17 protein-coding genes are annotated in these 16148 nt (G+C 40.4%); 7 read left to right on the top strand and 10 right to left on the bottom strand.

Translation table 11 applies throughout. The features are described 5' to 3' along the window. Positions 1-15 precede the first annotated feature (15 nt). A complete protein-coding gene (locus D1013_RS06020) occupies positions 16-735 on the bottom strand; it encodes a phage tail-like protein (protein WP_162987818.1) in 720 nt (239 codons plus the stop codon). A 531-nt stretch (positions 736-1266) separates the two neighbouring features. Between D1013_RS06020 and D1013_RS06015 the strand changes: the two genes are divergently transcribed. The 3 genes from D1013_RS06015 (at position 1267) to D1013_RS20280 (ending at position 3211) form a co-directional block, all read left to right on the top strand. Next, the gene (locus tag D1013_RS06015; RefSeq protein ID WP_121848009.1) at positions 1267-2001 is read left to right on the top strand and encodes a M15 family metallopeptidase; all 735 of its coding nucleotides are present in this window, start codon (positions 1267-1269) and stop codon (positions 1999-2001) included. A gap of 38 nt (positions 2002-2039) precedes the next feature. Then, complete coding sequence (locus tag D1013_RS06010) at positions 2040-2804, top strand: M48 family metalloprotease (RefSeq protein ID WP_121848008.1); 765 nt, start codon at positions 2040-2042, stop codon at positions 2802-2804. A gap of 239 nt (positions 2805-3043) precedes the next feature. Further along, a complete protein-coding gene (locus tag D1013_RS20280) occupies positions 3044-3211 on the top strand; it encodes a DUF6747 family protein (RefSeq protein ID WP_162987817.1) in 168 nt (55 codons plus the stop codon). A 106-nt stretch (positions 3212-3317) separates the two neighbouring features. On the opposite strand, the gene D1013_RS06005 is transcribed toward D1013_RS20280, so the two are convergent. Beyond that, positions 3318-3710, bottom strand: coding sequence for an ankyrin repeat domain-containing protein (locus D1013_RS06005; RefSeq protein WP_121848007.1), 393 nt, complete (start codon positions 3708-3710; stop codon positions 3318-3320). A gap of 275 nt (positions 3711-3985) precedes the next feature. Between D1013_RS06005 and gpmI the strand changes: the two genes are divergently transcribed. Genes gpmI through D1013_RS05990 form a run of 3 tightly spaced genes read left to right on the top strand, consistent with a single transcriptional unit; the run spans position 3986 to position 7159 of the window. Then, positions 3986-5503 (top strand): 2,3-bisphosphoglycerate-independent phosphoglycerate mutase, encoded by a 1518-nt coding sequence (gene gpmI, locus D1013_RS06000; RefSeq protein ID WP_121848006.1) that lies wholly within the window; start codon positions 3986-3988, stop codon positions 5501-5503. A 32-nt stretch (positions 5504-5535) separates the two neighbouring features. Beyond that, positions 5536-6354 carry a type I methionyl aminopeptidase gene (gene map / locus D1013_RS05995; protein WP_121848005.1) on the top strand — a complete coding sequence of 273 codons (819 nt, stop codon included), beginning with the start codon at positions 5536-5538 and terminating at the stop codon, positions 6352-6354. Positions 6355-6388: 34 nt separating this feature from the next. Next, the gene (locus tag D1013_RS05990; protein ID WP_121848004.1) at positions 6389-7159 is read left to right on the top strand and encodes a class I SAM-dependent methyltransferase; all 771 of its coding nucleotides are present in this window, start codon (positions 6389-6391) and stop codon (positions 7157-7159) included. Here the strand turns inward: D1013_RS05990 and D1013_RS05985 are convergent. From D1013_RS05985 to D1013_RS05950, 8 genes are all read right to left on the bottom strand, one after another. Beyond that, on the bottom strand, positions 7156-8169 hold the full coding sequence (locus D1013_RS05985) for an FAD:protein FMN transferase (protein ID WP_121848003.1): 1014 nt from the start codon (positions 8167-8169) through the stop codon (positions 7156-7158). The genes D1013_RS05990 and D1013_RS05985 overlap by 4 nt on opposite strands. A gap of 1 nt (position 8170) precedes the next feature. Next, entirely contained in the window at positions 8171-8530 is a 360-nt protein-coding gene (locus D1013_RS05980; protein WP_121848002.1) for a DUF8840 domain-containing protein, read from the bottom strand. 82 nt (positions 8531-8612) lie between these two features. Continuing rightward, positions 8613-9920: an NADH:ubiquinone reductase (Na(+)-transporting) subunit F gene (nqrF, locus tag D1013_RS05975; RefSeq protein WP_121848001.1), complete on the bottom strand. Its 1308-nt coding sequence runs from the start codon at positions 9918-9920 to the stop codon at positions 8613-8615. A 2-nt stretch (positions 9921-9922) separates the two neighbouring features. Beyond that, on the bottom strand, positions 9923-10675 hold the full coding sequence (nqrE, locus tag D1013_RS05970) for an NADH:ubiquinone reductase (Na(+)-transporting) subunit E (RefSeq protein WP_121848000.1): 753 nt from the start codon (positions 10673-10675) through the stop codon (positions 9923-9925). Positions 10676-10696: 21 nt separating this feature from the next. Then, positions 10697-11344: an NADH:ubiquinone reductase (Na(+)-transporting) subunit D gene (locus tag D1013_RS05965; protein ID WP_121847999.1), complete on the bottom strand. Its 648-nt coding sequence runs from the start codon at positions 11342-11344 to the stop codon at positions 10697-10699. 1 nt (position 11345) lies between these two features. Next, positions 11346-12095: a Na(+)-translocating NADH-quinone reductase subunit C gene (locus tag D1013_RS05960; RefSeq protein ID WP_121847998.1), complete on the bottom strand. Its 750-nt coding sequence runs from the start codon at positions 12093-12095 to the stop codon at positions 11346-11348. A gap of 2 nt (positions 12096-12097) precedes the next feature. Further along, positions 12098-13372 carry an NADH:ubiquinone reductase (Na(+)-transporting) subunit B gene (locus D1013_RS05955; protein WP_121847997.1) on the bottom strand — a complete coding sequence of 425 codons (1275 nt, stop codon included), beginning with the start codon at positions 13370-13372 and terminating at the stop codon, positions 12098-12100. 3 nt (positions 13373-13375) lie between these two features. Then, positions 13376-14728, bottom strand: a complete 1353-nt coding sequence (locus tag D1013_RS05950) for a Na(+)-translocating NADH-quinone reductase subunit A (protein ID WP_121847996.1) — start codon at positions 14726-14728, stop codon at positions 13376-13378. Between the two features lie 153 nt (positions 14729-14881). Between D1013_RS05950 and D1013_RS05945 the strand changes: the two genes are divergently transcribed. After that, complete coding sequence (locus D1013_RS05945) at positions 14882-16126, top strand: type IX secretion system plug protein (RefSeq protein ID WP_121847995.1); 1245 nt, start codon at positions 14882-14884, stop codon at positions 16124-16126. Positions 16127-16148: the final 22 nt, after the last annotated feature.

The following is a 16148-nucleotide window of genomic DNA, read 5'->3' as shown; positions in this document are numbered from 1 at the left end:
AAGGCAGACAGAGGGCTATCTTACCTCTACCTGTACTAGACCAAGACCAACCTGGGTAACAATGCCCCCATTGGCTTGACCTACAAGTCTTAATTGCACATCATCTTGTGCTGCAGCATCAATATCAACCCATGAAGTGGTCAGCAGACCATTTACGGTAATTGAAAGTCCTGGACCGAAATTTGAAGAATTCAAAGGCAACCAAGTAGAACCGTCTGTTGAGTATTGTAACGAAAGGGTCAATCCAGAACCAAGGCCTAAAGTAAGGCCAGTTACATTGGCGGTAACCCTCACTTGTTGAGCGTTAGAAAGATCCATTCTGAACCGATGAACCGTTAACCCCAATAACTCCGTCGGGTTCAAGAAACCTACATTCAACCACAATACGGGCTCGATACCCGAAAGTATGGCCATTGTATTTGAGGTTACCGAATTATACAATTCATAGGGGCTACCCCCTACGAACATTACCGTATTGCTTACATCTGTATTATATACCATTAAACCATCAGGAGGGCTGCTCAAAGCGCTTACCTGTGCAGTAGTCATTCGAGGAATCAATAACCCACCAGTGGTGGATTCAATATCCAAAGCAGCGGCGGCATTGGGTGTTAATGTGTTGATTCCTACCGACTGGGCGGTGGCCATCGACACTGAAAATAATAAACAAAAGCCTAATAAAGAGAGATTAAGCTTGCGTCGGTTAAGTGTGGGGAGCATCTTAAAATTTTTCATAATTATTGGTTTACCAGATTTAATTCAAAAAATATATTTAAAACATAATTTGTAGGATATTACAACAAATACTTAAAACAAACATAAAAATCATAAGCGACAGACGTAATATTTTGTTGTATTATCCTACAATTTTGAAGTGAACATATAAAAATTTGTGGTATCCCCTTAACTCCTTAATAACAGTTATTTACGATTTATTTACTATAACGTTTTCGTGGAAAAATGGGTTTTATACCTAAAAAATGGACCTTTAAACTAGATTTCAAGGAGCTATTTTGTAGGAATACTTAAAACCTAATCCCAAAGTTTATTTTTCCTACAAACTTGATTTTAGGTATTATCTGTGAAGCGTGATCAAAAGGTCTTTTACACATTCTTTTAAGTGAAATACTTACCCATCTTTGGCATTTAATCGACTAGCACATATTCAACAAGATTCGAACACAAAAAACGTTTCCCTAAAAGACTAGGTTTTCATCAGTTTTCATTAAAAATTGTACCTTTAAAAGCTTCTAAACCACTATTGCAATGCAGCGGAGATCATTTATTAAATCAGGCCTATTAAGTTCTTTAGCACTAACTACGCTACCCACTTGGGCCAACGGTAAAGATTTTGAATATTCCATACTTGAGTTGATGGGTAAAACAGATATCAAACTCTATGGTAAAGACATCAATCTGAGAAAAGAGGCCCACGACGCATTTGTAGAAATGAAAAAGGCTGCCTATGAAGATGGTATCGACTTAAAGAACATCTCAAGCTACCGTAGTTTTGAACGCCAGCGCTCCATTTGGGAGCGTAAGTTTATCACCTATACCGAGGAGCAACAAATGCAGCCCATAGATGCCATTGACAAGATTATCGAATACTCCACCATACCCGGCACAAGTCGCCATCATTGGGGAACCGATATTGATATTGTCGATGGTTATCAGAAGGTTTCGGGAGATGTACTAGACCCCAATAAATTTGGTGAAGGTCAGCCTTATTATGATTTCAAAAAATGGATGGACGAGCACTCTAAAACTTTTGATTTCTACTTGGTTTATACCGACGAACCAGGTCGCAGAGGTTTTAAATATGAGCCATGGCACTACAGTTATGCTCCCATTTCCAAACCCATGTTGACCGAGTTTAGAAGAAAGAATATCATGCAGCTACTTACACAAGAAGAGTTCGAGGGTTGCGAGCACTTTACCGAAGGCTTTCTTACCAATTATATTGAAGACAACATATTGGATATCAATACCGAACTATTGTAAGTCTTTCGTATATTGTTTTAGTATAGAACACTAATATTATGGGAAGAAGTAGTTGGAAAATCCGCATTTTCATCGGCTTGGCCATTGTGGCCTTTGCCTTTGTAAAGAGATGCAGTAGTAAAGAAGAAAACCCCTATACCGGAAGGGTTCAGACCATTAACATGACTGCTGACCAAGAGATTGCTATCGGCATACAGAGTGCGCCTGAAATTGCACAACAATATGGTGGGTTATACCCTGATGAACGAATGCAGGCCTTTGTAGATAAAGTGGGCAACCGACTGGTTCAAAACAGTATTGCCAGAGAAACACCCTACCAGTACGATTTTCATTTACTTGCCGATGACCAGACCATTAATGCCTTTGCTTTGCCAGGTGGGCCCATATTCATAACCTATGCCCTTTTCAAACAACTTAATGAAGCGCAGTTAGCTGGGGTTCTTGGCCATGAAATCGGTCATGTCATTGGCCGTCATTCGGCAGAGCGCATAGCTGAAGGAGAGTTTTGGCAGACCTTATCAACCGGGGCGTCGGTAGGTGGCGACCTTGGAGGGTTAGTAGGCGGTATCGGCCAAAACACATTACTTAGCAATGGCAGAGACGATGAACTCGAAAGTGACGATTTAGGTGTGTTGTTTATGATACAGTCTGGGTATCGACCTGAAGAGATGATTGAAGTTATGCAAGTGCTGAAAGATGCTGCAGGCCCTAATAGAGTGCCAGAATTTCAAAGTACGCACCCTGACCCTGAGAATCGAATAGAAAAAATCAGGGAATCTATCGATAAATACCGCAATCAATAGTTTCCATTTCTTTTAAGGATGCTTATCAAGCCTCGTAGGTCTTTTCTGCGAGATTGTAAAATTCCTTTGAAATACTGTTAATTTCGATGAACCGCAGCTTTAGCTCTCCGAAGCGAGCACTGAAATATCTATCTTTACCACATCCCAAATTTGCTGAATAGCCTTTCCTTGAATTTGCCCTTATAGCTTTGATTTATTAATCATCCGGCTTGAGAACCCGGTATTGAAAATGAAACTATATGGGAACTTTAGTTCGATTTAAAAATCTTTATGTTGAGGCATTTGATGACTGCAAACCTGAAATCTTGGTTTTATTATTAAAAGCCTACTCAGTTTTTAGTGCGGTCATGATTTTACTGGCAATGTATGCTTTTATGCATAGGGCCGTAAATGGTTTCGAGTTCTAAGACAGTTATTCTGTCGCTCTTTTATGCAGAAACACTAAGTTGAAATGAAAATGAAAAAACCCGGATCTCGAGAAATCCGGGTTTATTTTTTTAATAAGTCGATGTACTAACTACCCATTGCAGTTTCCAAAACCTGAAGTGCCTCCACAGCGTTTGACAGCTCTGCATATTTCTTCACCGAGTAACCTTTATCACTTTTTATTTTTAGGTTGGCCCCATTATCGATTAAGAGTTGTAAAATCTCCGGTTTGTTATAACGGGCTGCGTAGATGGCCGGGGTCATACCCAATGATTTTTGATTAACATCTTCACCTAAATCGATAAGCTTTTTTACCGTATCGATATCGCCTTGCATAATCGCTTTACAAAAAGAACTTACATCTAAAGATTTTAGGTTCTCAATCTTTGCAGTTGAAATTTCAGATGTGGGTTCAGCTGCCTGAATACCAAAAGAGATGGCTAAACAAAATAATGCTGTGGAAAAAACAGTTTTTTTCATGATAAATGATTTTTTGATTGATGAATGAGTTGATTGTTATATCGTAATAGACGACCTCTTTTCGATAATGTTTCAACATTCGGGCAGAAATACACCGTATTTAACAAGCTTTAGCTTCTCCTTAACTTCGTTTTAAGAAACATATAGGCCTTCTATAAAATGTGTATTCACTATTTCTTTCAAACACATACTTTATATAATGATTAAAAAATGGGCGATTTATTGTAGAATGCCCCATTTCACAGTACTTTTGAAATTCAGTAAAAGTTAAAAGAATGAATAAAAAAGTTATTTTGATGATACTTGACGGATGGGGAAAATCACCTGACCCAAAAGTATCCGCCATTGATAATGCAAATACGCCGTTTGTAGACTCCCTTTATAAAAATTATGCCAATGCCAACCTATTGACCGACGGAATGAACGTAGGGTTACCTGAAGGTCAAATGGGTAATAGTGAGGTCGGACATATGAATCTAGGGGCCGGTAGAATTGTATATCAAGATTTGGCGAAAATTAACTTGGCCGTTAAAGAGAACACGTTGAAAGATGAAAAAGTTTTGCAAGAGGCCTTTTCATATGCCAAACAGAATAACAAAGCGGTTCATTTTTTAGGTCTGGTAAGTAACGGTGGGGTACACAGTCACATCAATCATCTTAAGGGCCTTATAGATGCCGGTTACGATTATGGGCTTCAAAACATGTTCGTTCATGCCTTTACCGATGGCCGCGACGTTGACCCAAAAAGTGGAAAAGGCTTTTTAAAAGAAGTGGTCGACTATTCAAAAGATAAAAATGCAAAGCTGGCGACCGTAGTGGGGCGTTACTTTGCCATGGATCGCGACAAACGTTGGGAACGTGTTAAAAAGGCATATGACGTTATGGTCAATAACGTAGGTACTGCCTCAGACGACGTTGAAAGCACCATTCAAAAAAGCTATGAAGAAGGAATCACCGATGAGTTTATAGAGCCAATCGTTATGGTCGATAATAATGGTGACCCAGTAGCAAAAATAAAGGAAGGTGATGTTGTCATTTTCTTCAATTTTAGAACAGATCGCGGGCGAGAACTGACACAAGTTCTTAGTCAAGAATGCATGCATGACTATGAAATGCATAAAATCAAACTACACTATGTGACCCTTACCAATTATGACGAATCGTTCAAGGGGGTTCATGTAGTCTACGATAAAGCGAATATAAGGGAAACGCTGGGCGAAGTTTTGGAGAAAGCCGGTAAAAAGCAAATTAGAATTGCGGAAACTGAAAAATACCCACACGTTACCTTTTTCTTTAACGGAGGTAGGGAGGTACCTTTTGAAGGTGAAGAGCGTTTGCTATGCCCATCACCAAAAGTGGCGACCTATGACCTTAAACCTGAAATGAGTGCCTACGAAATCAGAGATTCCATCATTCCGGAACTAAGAAAAGGGGAAGTAGATTTTGTTTGTCTCAATTTTGCCAATCCGGATATGGTAGGCCATACAGGTAACATGAATGCCGCCATCAAGGCATGCGAAGTGGTTGATGAATGTGCTCAGGCTGTAGTAACTACAGGCCTAGAGAATGGGTATACTTCGATTGTAATTGCCGATCATGGCAACTGTGATACGATGATCAATCCTGATGGTAGCCCCAATACTGCCCACACCACCAATCCTGTTCCTCTTATTTTGGTGGATAAGGATTTAAAATCCATCAACGATGGGGTTTTGGGCGATATAGCACCTACCATTCTGAAATTGATGGGAGTACCGCAACCAGAACTTATGACAAGACACGCCTTGGTATGATAAAATACCTCTAATTGCGTACCTTTGCCGCTATGGTAAAATTAAAGACTCCTGAAGAGATAGAATTAATGCGCGAAAGCGCTTTGGTAGTATCCAAAACCTTGGGTATGTTGGCCGCTGAGATTAAACCAGGGGTCACTGCCCTTTCTTTGGATAAAATGGCCGAAGATTTCATTCGGTCAGAAGGTGCAGAACCAGGCTTTTTGGGCATGTACGGTTTTCCGAACACCCTGAACATGAGCCCCAACGCGCAGGTAGTTCATGGTATTCCCAATAAAGAACCTCTAAAGGAAGGCGATATAATCTCTGTAGATTGTGGGGCCCTTAAAAACGGTTATTATGGCGACCATGCCTATACTTTTGAAGTGGGAGAGGTGGAAGCAGAAACCAAGAAGTTATTGAAAGTAACCAAAGAGTCTCTTTATATCGGAATTAGGGAATTTCGTGTTGGCAATAGGGTTGGAGATGTGGCTTTTGCCATTCAGAACTATTGTGAGAACCATGGCTATGGCGTTGTTCGTGAGCTTGTGGGGCACGGACTCGGAAAGAAACTACACGAAGGCCCGGAAATGCCCAATTACGGAAAAAGAGGTAGAGGCAAAAAATTTGCCGAAGGTATGGTGGTGGCCATTGAACCCATGATTAACATGGGTACCCGACGCATCAAGCAATTACGTGACGGATGGACCATTCTTACTGCTGATGGAAAGCCCAGCGCCCATTTTGAGCATAACGTGGCGATTGTAGACGGAAAACCAGAACTTCTCTCTACCTATCAATACATATATGAAGCGTTAGGCATTTCGAGCGATGAAGAAGATGAATTCCGCCAAAAGAAACTTGTTCTTTAATTTCAACCCTTCTTAAAGAACATATTTCACATACGTGTCAAAACTTTTTAAATTCTTTCTCAATCTCATTCCAAGGCCTTGGCTTATAAGCCTTAGTTATTGGGTACGCCCCCTATTTGCGTTTTGGATGAAAGGCAAAAAGTACACCGATCCAATCGACGGAAAAGGTTTTAGAAGCTTTCTGCCGTACGGTTATGAAAACCCCAGAGAGAACGTACTATCACCCTCTACCCTATCTTTAGAGCGACACCGACTGCTTTGGCTTTATCTTCAAAGCGAGACCAACTTTTTCAGCGCCCCGTTAAAAGTGCTTCATTTTGCACCAGAGCAACCATTTTATAGGCGCTTTAGAAGATTGAAGAATCTAGATTACACCACTACAGACCTCAATTCGCCTTTAGCCGATGTAAAGGCTGATATTTGCCACCTTCCTTTTGATAATAACAGTTTTGACGTTATTCTTTGCAATCATGTATTGGAACACATACCGGATGACTCGAAGGCTATGAGTGAGATGTTAAGGGTTTTAAAACCTGGTGGATGGGGAGTTTTTCAAATACCGCAAGATTTGAAACGTGAAATTACTTTCGAAGATAATTCTATTACCGACAAAAAAGAAAGACAAAGAATCTTTGGCCAATACGACCATGTTCGCGTGTATGGTAGGGATTATTTTGACAAGTTAAGAGGTATTGGTTTTGAGGTAGAAGAGGTGGATTACACCCATATTCTATCAGAAAATGAACTGGATAAATATCGATTGGCCAAGGGGGAAATAATTCCCGTTGTCAGAAAACCAGTTTAGTTCTTAACAATCAGCTTTTCAAAACCAGGGCTCATAAACTCCTGAGTCTCGCCATTTTCATCTAGATAGATAATATAAGCCTCCAAATCTTTTTGTGAAGTAAGCAACTTAAGGGCTTCGTCTAAATCCATGGCCATAAATGCGGTCGCATACGCATCGGCGGTTGCACAGTTATCGGCCAAAATGGTGACTGCCAATGTATTTGCATTTTTGGTAAAACCTGTAATGGGATCAATGGTGTGAACGTATTTCTTACCGGTTTCCTCATCAATGCGAAAATGTCTGTAATTACCGGAAGAAGCCAAGGCCCTATCCTCTAATCGTATAGTGGCCTTTAATTCGCGCCCCTCTTCTACTTGAGGGTCATCGATACCTACCACCCATTCTTTCTGTTTCAATTGATTGATGCCCTTGGCAACCAATTCTCCCCCAACCTCCAAAAGGTAGTCATTTACCCCGTGACGATCCATCAATTTGGCCAGTCTATCGATTGAATAACCTTTGGCGATGGCATTGAACTCCAAATACATATCAGGAACCGATTTCTTAACAGTGCCATTATCCAAAAGACTGACTTTATCGAAACCAACTCTATTTAAAAGCAATGAAACGGTACTACTGTCCATTTCCATTTGCTCTCCGGCACCAAAGCCCCATGCATTGACCAAGAGGCCTACCGTAGGATCAAAATAACCACCCGTCTTGTCATAGATTGATTTTGATAGGTTGAATACTTCCTTGAACATACTATCTACTTTAACACCTTCTTCCCCTTTATTAATACGGGAAATATCAGACTCAGGTATATAAGTGGATAGTGACCTGTTTATAGCCCCAAAAGTAGAGTCAATTTCTTGCTGAAGGTCAAGTGAGCCGTTGGTGGTCAGATAAATCAAGTTGTAGGTAGTTCCTAAAGCGGCGCCGTGGCTTTCATTTCTTGTAATTTCAGGTGCCGATTCTTTACACCCAGCAACCATCAATATAATAGCTAAATAAAAAAATCTCTTCATTTTAAATTTCAATCATCCCCCGATAATCAACAATATATTCTTCATTTAGATAAACAGGCAAGTTTCTATCTTGTGCATTGGAAAGACCCACGCCCGCGTAATAAGTACGTGCCTCATGCTTATCGGCATGGTCTTTCATCTTATCCATAAGGCTCTCATCATATTGATTAGGATCCTCAGGAAAAGGCACATACCTCACCACGATAAAATGCAACTCTTTGTCTTTTAGGCAAACGAATTGTGGATTTTTCTTTGGTTTACTGTTCACGCCCATAAATTCAAACCCTTCGGACTCTAACTGCCGCCCAACAATATTCATTGCCAGGTTATGTAGTTCTTGTTCTGAAAGTTCTCTTGCCATATCTATTTAGCCAAAAAAACCGATGTTCATCACATCGGTTCCCTTGTTCTTTATGTACTCTGTTTTTCTTAGGATAAATGAATTATCCACCGAAATCATCAAAACGTATATGTTCGTCAGGAATACCGAAATCTTCACCCATTTTTTGAACTGCTTTGTTCATCAACGGTGGTCCGCAGAAGTAAAGCTCAATATCTTCAGGAGAGTCATGCTTGCTCAAATAGTTATCAATTACACAGTTGTGAATGAAACCTACGAACCCGTCTCCTGGAGCGTCTATATCTTCTTTCACCTTCCAATTATCTTCTTCTAAAGGCTCAGAAAGTGCCAAGTAGAATTTAAAGTTCGGGAAGCTTCTCTCTAACTCTCTAAAATGCTCTAAATAGAATAACTCTCTTTTCGAGCGACCACCATACCAATAAGTAACCTTTCTATTGGTCTGTAAGGTCTTGAACAAGTGATATAAATGCGAACGCATCGGCGCCATACCGGCACCACCGCCTACATACAACATTTCAGATTCAGACTCATTAATGAAGAATTCACCATAAGGTCCTGAAATTACAACATCATCGCCTTTCTTCAACGAGAATATATAGGATGAGGCTACACCAGGGTTAACGTCCATCCATCCGTTTTTAGAACGATCCCATGGTGGGGTCGCAATACGAACGTTCAACATAATCTCTCTACCCTCAGCAGGATAAGAAGCCATTGAATAGGCACGCTCGACCAATTCAGGGTTCTTCATCACCAAAGGCCAAAGGTTGAACTTATCCCATTCAGCCTTGAACTTGTCCGGGGTTTCGTGCTCCTCTGGGTGAGCAGTAATATCAATGTCAGCATATTTAATCTCACACTGTGGCACCTCGATTTGAATGTAACCACCGGCCTTGTAATTCATATCCTCAGGAATCTCAACTACAAATTCCTTAATGAAGGATGCCACATTGTAGTTACGAACCACTTTGGCATTCCATTTTTTAATACCGAATACCTCTTCTGGTATTTCGATTTCCATGTCTTGCTTTACTTTGACCTGACAAGCCAAACGTGCACCGGCATTCAATTCTTTCTTAGAGAAGTGAGGTGTTTCAGTTGGCAATGCCTCACCACCACCAGATAGTACGTGACATTCACACTGAATACATGTTCCACCACCACCACACGCCGATGGTAAAAATACTTTTTGGTTACCAAGCGTTGAAAGCAGAGAACTTCCTGAAGCTACCTCTACTTTTTTCTCGCCATTAATGGTAATGGTTACAGGACCTGAGGGAGATAATTTCTCTTTGGTGAAAAGTAATAATGCCACCAAAACCATTAAGAGAATTAAAAATGCGACTACTGTAATAAGTATAGTTCCGCCGGTACTTGCTGCTAATAGCATATCTATTCGTTTATTGCGTCGTTATAAGAAATTTCCTTTTCGTCGATATCTTTTTTATCAAGCTCTTTCTTCTCGATTTCCGATATCTTATCATAATCCATACGTTGCTCATCTTCAACCGGTGCTGCATCATCGCCACCTGTCAACATACCGCCGAAACTCTGGAAACCTATACCCATTAAACCAGTAATGATAAAGGTAATTCCCAAACCTCTCAATGGTGGCGGAACATTTGAATATCTAATTTTCTCACGAATGGCAGCTATGGCCAAAATCGCCAAAAACCAGCCTATACCCGAACTTACACCATAATTGAATGCCAAGCCCAAAGTTTGAATATCTCTTGACTGCATAAATAATGAGCCACCCAAGATAGCACAGTTAACAGCGATTAAGGGCAAGAAAATACCTAGAGAGTTGTACAAAGAAGGTGAAAACTTTTCTACCACAATCTCAACCAGCTGCACCATAGTTGCAATGGTCGCGATAAATAGAATAAAAGAAAGAAAACTTAAATTGTAATCGGCGTATTCAGGGCCCAGCCATACCAATGCACCATCTCTTAAAAGATATTGATCCAACAACCAGTTTAGCGGTACCGTTACGGCCAATACAAATATTACAGCTGCCCCCAGACCTACGGCCGTAGATACTTTTTTAGAAACGGCTAGGTAAGAACACATCCCCAAGAACACGGCAAAAACCATGTTATCTATAAAGATGGACTTAAAAAATAACTCGATATGCTCTAACATAATTCTACTTTTAATTCTTTATTAATGATCTTCGATCAATGCTTTGTTACGTGAACGCTGTACCCAGATAATTACACCTACTACGATTAATGCTGCCGGTGGTATAATCATGAAACCGTTATTCTCATAGCCAATAGAATACAACCCTGTCTTTGCAATGGGGTCACCCAAAACCTTGAAACCTAATAAGGTTCCAGAACCTAATAGCTCTCTAAAAAACCCAACAATCACCAAAATGACACCATAACCCAAAGCATTACCGATACCATCAAGAAAAGACCTCCAAGGACCGTTACCTAAAGCAAACGCCTCAAAACGTCCCATGATAATACAGTTCGTAATAATTAAACCAACGAAAACCGATAGTGTTTTGCTCAGTTCATAGGCAAAGGCCTTTAATACTTGGTCAACTACAATTACCAAGGTTGCCACTACGATCAACTGAACAATAATCCTGATTTTAGAAGGAATGATATTACGCATCAATGAAATGACCACGTTACCAACGCCAAGTACGAACATTACCGCAATAGCCATTACAATAGAAGCCTTTAATTCTGCAGTAATCGCCAAGGCAGAACAGATACCCAATACCTGAATGGTAATCGGGTTGTTATCCGCCAACGGATCGGAAATCAGTTTTGCATCTTTTTTTGTCAATAGTGCCATATTATTTTGCGCTAATGGTTTGTAAATAGTCTTTATAAAGATTGACGCTCTCTTTGATCATTGCAGAAACCCCATTTCCTGTAATAGTTGCTCCAGCCAATGCATCCACCTCATTGTCATCTTTTGTTTCGTTCAAAGGATCATTATTACCCTTGGCAACACTAATACCAGCATAACGGGTACCATCTAAAATAGATTCTCCCGTAAAGTCATCCATAAAATACCGCTGCTTGATATTGGCGCCCAGACCCGGTGTCTCTCCTTTGTGGTCAAAATATACACCTTGTACGTTCATCTGCTCATCCAATGAAATGAACCCCCAAATCGCATCCCAAAGACCTTTACCGTACATCGGTATGATGTACGACTTCTTACCATCTTTCTCACCAATAAATAATGGCAATTTAGGTGTCTCACCTTTTTTGTATAGGGCAAGCTGTTTTTTCATATCAATTAGATAGGCCTCATTATCTTTAACAATGTCATCACCTTCGATAACTATTTGTTCTTTGATATATTTTGAGAATTCGGCCTCTACTTTATCAGTAGGTACGAAGGACACACTACCCTCATCCTGATTTTCGTTCACGCCCATGGCGTAAAGTATATTCTGTTGTTTTTCAAAACGTTCGTTCTCTTGGATCCTGCTCTTTAGACCTGAAGCCATAAAAGCCAACAACGATCCTACCACAATCACCATTACTGCCGCAAAAACGACGGTGTAAACGTTCTTATCTGTATTAATTGCCATAATTATGCGGTTTCTACTTGTAGTTCTTTTTCTTTACCCTCTGAATCTTCAGGTAAAACAGTAGCATTTTTCAATCGTTTCATTCTTCTATTTACGTTACCCCTTACCACATAGTGATCAATTGTTGGGGCAAATACGTTCATCAAAAGAATGGCCAAGAAAACACCTTCTGGATAAGCAGGGTTGAAAACACGAATCAATACCGATATGAAGCCTATAAAGAACCCATAGAACCATTTACCTCTGTTGGTCTGTGCTCCTGTTACCGGGTCGGTCGCCATGTAAACAATACCAAAGGCAAGGCCACCTACTATTAAATGTTTCCAAAAATCAAAACTCATCAGGCCATAGAACTTACTGGTTTCGGCAATCCAACCTTGGTCAACAACACCATTGAATATCAAGCCCATTACCAAAGAACCGATAACGGCACTCAACATAATCCTCCAACTGGCAATCTTTGAAAAGATAAGGAAAAGCCCTCCTAGAAGAATAAGGAATGTAGACGTTTCACCTACCGAACCTGGAATGAAGCCCCAAAACATATCAGAGGTGGTATAAGTCATTTCAGCAGCTTTGTTCTGTGCCAAGTAACCGAGTATAGTCTCCCCAGAAATCGCATCAGGTCCACCAGCTCTCTCAACAGCTTCATACACCCAAACCTTATCACCACTCATCCAAGTAGGATAAGCAAAGAAAAGAAATGCTCTTATTGTCAAGGCCGGATTCAAAATGTTCATACCCGTACCACCGAAAACTTCTTTACCGATAACAACACCGAAAACAACGGCAACTGACAACATCCATAAAGGAGTATCAATAGGCACAATCAAAGGAACTAACATACCTGTTACCAAATAGCCCTCTTCCACCTCGTGACCTTTGATGACCGCAAAGATAAATTCTACCGTAAGTCCCACTATATAAGAGACTACGACCAAAGGCAATACTTTGATGATACCGATCCAAAAGTTATCCCAAGTAAGAAAATGCTCCATTACCGAGAAATTCTCAGGAAAACCGTTGATAGCCGAATAATGCTGATATCCCGCATTGAACATCGAGAAAAGTAAAACGGGAACCAATGCCATGATTACCGTATTCATCGTTCTCTTTAAATCGTCTGCCGCACGAATATGACTACCGTTATGGGTCGTTTCATCGGGGGTAAACAGAAAGGTGTGAAACGCATTAAAAGCAGGAGCCATTTTCTTACCGCGAAAATGGTGCTTTATAATGTGCAACCTTTTCTTTAAGGTTAATCTTTTATCACTCATCTTTTATCCTATTTCTTTATATAACAAATCCAATCCCTCTCTAATAATCTGCTGATGCGGTTGCTTTGAAACGCATACAAATTCAGTTAAAGAGAAATCTTCAGGAGCCACTTCATAAAGCCCCAATTGCTCCATCTCGTCCAAATCCTGAACCATACAGGCCTTCAACAATTGAAGCGGGTAAATATCCATCGGAAAGACTTTTTCATACATACCGGTAACCACAAATGCCCTGTGTTCACCATTGGTATTGGTATTCAAGTCGTATTTCTTATTAGGCTGCATCCATGAGAAGGTAAGCGCCCTAGTGGCAGAAACTTTATTAAAAACCGGTTTGTTCCATCCAAAAAGATCATAATCATCACCTTCAGGAATCACCGAAACCATACTATTGTAGAAGCCCAAGTGGCCATCGGGCCGGCTTTTCTTACCGGTAAGAACATCGCCATTGATCACCCTAAAGTTATCATTGGTCACACCGCTACCGTATAAGAAGGTAGAAATTTCCGCTCCGATTTTGGTTGTATAATACTTTGGGGTTTTCACACATGAACCGGCCAAAGCGATCACTCGCTCAGGATTATAGACACCGGTCAGTATAAGCTCACCGATAATCACCAAATCTTGCGGAGCAACCGTCCATACGGTTTCACCCTTATTGATAGGGTCTATTCTGTTGATCTGTGTACCGACCAAGCCTGATGGGTGAGGCCCAGAAACTTTATGCAGCTCTATGCCCGACAATCCGGCCAGCGGTGATTTTGAAGAAGCACCAACGGAAACATGTACTTTTCCCGGTGTAAGCTTACCCAAAGCGGTAATGGCCGCCTGAAGCTGCGCTTCTTTACCTTGCAGCACATAATCCATATCAGCAGCCAAAGGAGCCGTTGCATACCCCGAAACAAAAATTGACTTGGGGGTTGCATTGGGGTTGGCCACAATATCATAGGGTCTTTGTTTAACAAATGGCCAAACACCACCCTTCAACAAAAAGGCTTTCAACTCCTCTTTCGAGGCCGTTTCCAGCTTTAAAGGGGTGTGAGTCAATTGAGACTGCTCTTTGTCGGCCAAAATCTTCAAGGAGAGAATTCTTCTTCTCGCCCCTCTGTTGATTTCTACCAGTTCGCCGCTTACCGGCGAAACAAAAAGCATATCCTCCCTGTTCTTATTGTAAAAAAGCGGTTCACCGGCTTTTACCTCGGCACCTTGCTTTACCAACATTTTAGGGGTTATTCCGTGAAAATCGTCAAGATTTATGGCATAAACATTGCTTAAAACAGCTTTGGAAGTAGTTTGCTCTGCAGCACCAAGAAGTTTAATGTTCAAGCCCTTTTTAATCCGAATGTCTTTAGACATATTATTGTAGACCTTAGGTTAACTGAAATATTGCGCAAAAATAGTATTAAAAGGATTGTTTTCATAATAAATGCCTAGAAATTTGGCTCGTATATCGATCTAAATTTATTGGGTACGCTTTTTGTTTACCTTTACCCAAAAAATAGCAGATCCATGCTAAAAAAGCTTTTTTACGCAACATTCATAGTACTTCATACCACCCTTTCTTCTCAAGTTCAAGAAGAAATCAACCCTCCGGAACACATTAAAACGGTTATTTTTGGTGGCCCCACCGAAGACCAATTTCCTGTTGTAGAAATTGGTGAAACCATAAAATTAGAGTTCGACGACATCACTGCCGGAGAAAACGACTATTACTATAAGATAGTTCATTGTGATTATGATTGGACGCCCTCTCAACTGCTTAAATCACAATATTTGAATGGGGTCGACAACCAGAGAATCATTGATTACGAAAACAGTTATTCTACCCTTCAACCCTATTCTAACTATCGACTTAGCATACCTAATGAAAATGTCAGCCTTAAGGTAAGTGGCAACTTTGTTCTCGAAATCTATAACGACAATTATGAATTACAGTTCTCTCGGAGGTTCGTTGTTTATAAAGACATTGTTAAGGTAGGTGCAGAGGTCAAACGTTCGCGAGACTTCAACTTTTTGAACGAGAAACAGGTGGTTCAATTTTCCATCAATGCCGGAAGTTTTCGATGGGTTAACCCCAAGAAAGAGATAAAAGTGGCCATCATACAAAACTATCAATGGAACACCGCTCTCTACGACATTGCCCCACAGTATACCATGGGTAACGAACTTGTTTACAAATATGATCAAGAAACCAGTTTTTACGGCGGTAACGAATACCTCAATTTCGATACAAGTGACCTTAGGGCCCCTAGCTCACAAATTTCAAGAATTGAAATAGCCGATCTTTACCATCACTTTTTATTTGCAGACCATTTTCGGTCATCAGACCCTTACACCTATTTTCCTGATATCAACGGTGATTTTGTGGTAAGGACTCTTCAAGGAGATGACCATTCGAGAGAGGCCGAATACAGCTTGGTTCATTTTGCCCTTCCTTACGACCCTATTCTCAACCTTGACGAAGTTTATATTTTCGGAAAATTCAACAATTACGCACTTACCGAAGAAAACAAACTGATCTATAATGAAGATAATGGAATGATGGAGGGAACCATCAAAATGAAACAAGGCTTTTACAATTATAAATATGTGATTAAAAAAGAAGATGGCACGGTCGACCTCAACTCTGTTGGAGGCAACTTTCACTTCACCGAGAACAATTATTTAATTTTGGTATACTATCGCAATTTCGGCGAATTATACGATAGCATTATAGGAATAGGCAACGCTAACTCACGAGATATCAGTAATTAGCCTATATTTAGCCCATTAACTG

Source organism: Euzebyella marina (assembly GCF_003687485.1).
Lineage (GTDB): Bacteria > Bacteroidota > Bacteroidia > Flavobacteriales > Flavobacteriaceae > Euzebyella > Euzebyella marina.
This window is presented reverse-complemented; position numbering and strand designations above follow the sequence as displayed.

Excerpts from the sequence above, each read along its gene's own strand:
- map (WP_121848005.1), top strand. The coding sequence starts at position 5,536 with ATGGTAAAATTAAAGACTCCTGAAGAGATAGAATTAATGCGCGAAAGC.
- D1013_RS05945 (WP_121847995.1), top strand. The coding sequence starts at position 14,882 with ATGCTAAAAAAGCTTTTTTACGCAACATTCATAGTACTTCATACCACC.
- D1013_RS20280 (WP_162987817.1), top strand. The coding sequence starts at position 3,044 with ATGGGAACTTTAGTTCGATTTAAAAATCTTTATGTTGAGGCATTTGAT.
- nqrF (WP_121848001.1), bottom strand. The coding sequence starts at position 9,920 with ATGCTATTAGCAGCAAGTACCGGCGGAACTATACTTATTACAGTAGTC.
- gpmI (WP_121848006.1), top strand. The coding sequence starts at position 3,986 with ATGAATAAAAAAGTTATTTTGATGATACTTGACGGATGGGGAAAATCA.
- D1013_RS05965 (WP_121847999.1), bottom strand. The coding sequence starts at position 11,344 with ATGGCACTATTGACAAAAAAAGATGCAAAACTGATTTCCGATCCGTTG.
- D1013_RS05985 (WP_121848003.1), bottom strand. The coding sequence starts at position 8,169 with ATGAAGAGATTTTTTTATTTAGCTATTATATTGATGGTTGCTGGGTGT.
- D1013_RS06010 (WP_121848008.1), top strand. The coding sequence starts at position 2,040 with ATGGGAAGAAGTAGTTGGAAAATCCGCATTTTCATCGGCTTGGCCATT.
- D1013_RS05955 (WP_121847997.1), bottom strand. The coding sequence starts at position 13,372 with ATGAGTGATAAAAGATTAACCTTAAAGAAAAGGTTGCACATTATAAAG.
- D1013_RS06005 (WP_121848007.1), bottom strand. The coding sequence starts at position 3,710 with ATGAAAAAAACTGTTTTTTCCACAGCATTATTTTGTTTAGCCATCTCT.
- D1013_RS05980 (WP_121848002.1), bottom strand. The coding sequence starts at position 8,530 with ATGGCAAGAGAACTTTCAGAACAAGAACTACATAACCTGGCAATGAAT.
- D1013_RS05950 (WP_121847996.1), bottom strand. The coding sequence starts at position 14,728 with ATGTCTAAAGACATTCGGATTAAAAAGGGCTTGAACATTAAACTTCTT.
- D1013_RS06020 (WP_162987818.1), bottom strand. The coding sequence starts at position 735 with ATGAAAAATTTTAAGATGCTCCCCACACTTAACCGACGCAAGCTTAAT.
- nqrE (WP_121848000.1), bottom strand. The coding sequence starts at position 10,675 with ATGTTAGAGCATATCGAGTTATTTTTTAAGTCCATCTTTATAGATAAC.
- D1013_RS05960 (WP_121847998.1), bottom strand. The coding sequence starts at position 12,095 with ATGGCAATTAATACAGATAAGAACGTTTACACCGTCGTTTTTGCGGCA.
- D1013_RS06015 (WP_121848009.1), top strand. The coding sequence starts at position 1,267 with ATGCAGCGGAGATCATTTATTAAATCAGGCCTATTAAGTTCTTTAGCA.